General features: G+C 63.0%; 1 protein-coding gene. It reads left to right on the forward strand.

Annotation, left to right across the window (positions count from 1 at the left end; genetic code table 11):
• The coding region (locus ARC23_RS18830) for a TonB-dependent receptor domain-containing protein (protein WP_160321670.1) at window positions 1–698 on the forward strand (698 nt) is incomplete at both ends.

Raw genomic sequence — 698 nt, forward strand, 5'->3', positions numbered from 1 at the left:
AACTGGCAGGTGACGCCGAATCTGCTGCTGAACATGGGCCTGCGCCTGGAAGCCTTCGACAACAAGGGCGGCGACGGCAGCAGCTACATCAAGATCGACGACATGCTGGCCCCGCGCCTGGGCTTCTCCTGGGACGTGCGCGGCGATGGCACCACCAAGGTGTTCGGCAATCTGGGCCGCTACTTCCTGCCGGTGGCCAACGTCATCAACATCAAGCAGGCCGGTGGCTTCCTCGACGAACGCACCTGGTATGAATTCCTTGGCTATAGCGGAGCGGCCAACAACATCCCGAACCTCGGTGCGCAGATCGGCCCGGTGGACAACTCGCAGGGCGACGGCAGCGTGCCGGACCTGCGTGCCGAAGTGAACCGGGACATGGACCCGGTGTACCAAGACGAAGCGATCCTCGGCTTCCAGCAGATGATCAACGAAGCCTGGTCGGTGGGTGCCAGCGTGACCTATCGCCGGCTGCACAACGCCATCGATGACATGAACATCACCGCGACCGGCCAGTGTGGCGCCATCGACAGCGTGTGGATCATGGGCAATCCGGGCCGCACCAACACCGTATGGGGTGACACCAACTGTGACGGCGCCAATGATGGCTGGATCAGCATCGACACCTCGAAGGAAGGCTGGGCGCTGTACGACGACAACGGCAACTACGTAGGCCAGCGCGGCTGGGTGAAGCCCAAGCG

It is taken from the genome of Stenotrophomonas beteli (assembly GCF_001431665.1).
GTDB lineage: Bacteria > Pseudomonadota > Gammaproteobacteria > Xanthomonadales > Xanthomonadaceae > Stenotrophomonas > Stenotrophomonas beteli.